This window comes from Pseudomonas sp. 21615526, assembly GCF_013386245.1.
Classification (GTDB): Bacteria; Pseudomonadota; Gammaproteobacteria; order Pseudomonadales; family Pseudomonadaceae; genus Aquipseudomonas.
This window is the reverse complement of sequence record NZ_JACAOM010000080.1, coordinates 1-1634: the sequence shown is the minus strand read 5'-3', so window position 1 is coordinate 1634 and position 1634 is coordinate 1. Positions and strand designations below refer to the sequence as shown.

Sequence of the window (1634 nt, the reverse complement as noted above, 5' to 3'; positions counted from 1 at the left end):
CAAGCTCGCTCCTACAGGGATCACTGTTGCCAGTAACCCACGGCCTTGAGGAATGCCTCATTGACGTTGTGCGTGTCCAGCAGCACCCGCCGTACCTGGCGCGAGAGCTTGCTCTCGGTGGCGACAAAGCTGTACAGCGAACCGCCCGGCAGCGTCAGGTTCTGCACCGTCTCGAGCAGGTCATCCTGGCCGCGCACCACCCAGATCACTTCCACTTCGGCAGCGCTGGCCAGCGGCTGCTGTTCCGCCGCATTGGCGATCTCGATCACCGCCAATACCTTGCGCCCCGCCGGCAATTCGTCCAGGCGCCGGGCAATCGCCGGAATCGCGGTTTCATCGCCGATCAACAGGTAGCTGTCGAAGATATCCGGCACGATCATCGAGCCACGCGGCCCGCCGATGTGCAGGTGCTGACCGACCTTGGCCTGCTCGGCCCAGGTGGAGGCAGGGCCATCGCCATGCAGCACGAAGTCGATGTCCAGCTCGCCGATGTCCAGGTCGTACCGGCGTGGGGTGTAGTCGCGCATGGCGGGTTGCGGGCCGTCGCCGCGCAGGTTGAAGTCGGGGCTGTCCAGCGCCGCTTGTTCGGCGGCGTTCTGTGGGAACAGCAGCTTGATGTGATCGTCACTGCCCAGGCTGATAAAGCCCGCCAGTTCCGGCCCGCCCAGGGTGATGCGGCGCATGCGCGGGGTGATGTCGACCACCCGCAGGACTTCGAGGCGGCGGCGTTTGATTTCGTGGGTCACGCGGTGGATGGCTTGGGTATTCATTGAGCTTTCCCGTCGGCAATGGCTTGGGCGGTGCTGTTGAGCAGCGCCGCGACACGAACGATTTCTTCCGGGCTCCAGCGCCCGTGGTGCGAATGCAAGGCGTGGCGCAGGTTATGCACCGCCTCGTGGATTTCCGGCGGACGGTCCTGGCCCCGCAGCGAACGTTTGCTCACATCCATGCGCATGCGAATGCCTTCGAGGGCAACCGCCTGTTCGCTTAAGAAGAGACGACCGGCGTCGGTGATTGTGTAGCGTTTTTTTCCGTCTTCGGCGTCGCCGGTAATCAATTCGCTTTCTTCGAGAAAGGTCAGCGTGGGGTAGATCACGCCGGGGCTGGGGCTGTAGGCGCCGTCGAACAGGGTCTCGATCCGGCGAATCAGGTCGTAGCCATGGCACGGCTGTTCGGCGATCAGCGCCGGCAGCAGCAGTTTCAGGTCGCCGGGGGCGAAGACCCGCGGGCCACGGCCGCCGCGCTCGCGGCCTGGACGTTTGTCGAAGCCGTCGCGGCTGTCACCGGGGTCGCGGTGTGAATGATGGTCTCTCATTTCGGGTGCTCTCGCTTGGTTTAGATACAACGTAAGATATATCTTATTGCCGCCGCAACCCCGGCAGACGAACGGTCATCTCGCGTCTTGTGAGACGGGACTCGAAACGGGCCGATCAGCGCACTGACCCTTTCGACATATTCGCCAACTTGTTAGTTGGCGTGCCCCAGTAATTACTGTTGTTTTTTATAATATGTAATCCTCTTCTTACGGATTTGTTCTGCAATAAATCATTCTCGTTAAGTTGATGTAGTCCGTTTCTTACGGTTGCTTCAAAAGTTTTGGCAAAGTGCCATAATTTTCCTATGTGTCGTGGTGT

At 60.7% G+C, this 1634-nt stretch carries 3 protein-coding genes; all 3 read right to left on the bottom strand.

Annotated features, from left to right (window positions below):
- Positions 1 to 20: 20 nt before the first annotated feature.
- Positions 21 to 770 carry a siderophore-interacting protein gene (locus tag HX786_RS22465; RefSeq protein WP_008435572.1) on the bottom strand — a complete coding sequence of 250 codons (750 nt, stop codon included), beginning with the start codon at positions 768 to 770 and terminating at the stop codon, positions 21 to 23.
- Complete coding sequence (locus tag HX786_RS22460) at positions 767 to 1315, bottom strand: PadR family transcriptional regulator (protein ID WP_003216412.1); 549 nt, start codon at positions 1313 to 1315, stop codon at positions 767 to 769. The genes HX786_RS22465 and HX786_RS22460 overlap by 4 nt, the downstream gene beginning before the upstream one ends.
- Before the next feature lie 115 nt (positions 1316 to 1430).
- Positions 1431 to 1634, bottom strand: a 204-nt coding sequence (locus HX786_RS31745; protein WP_218647765.1) for a hypothetical protein, incomplete at its 5' end; no start/stop codon positions are given.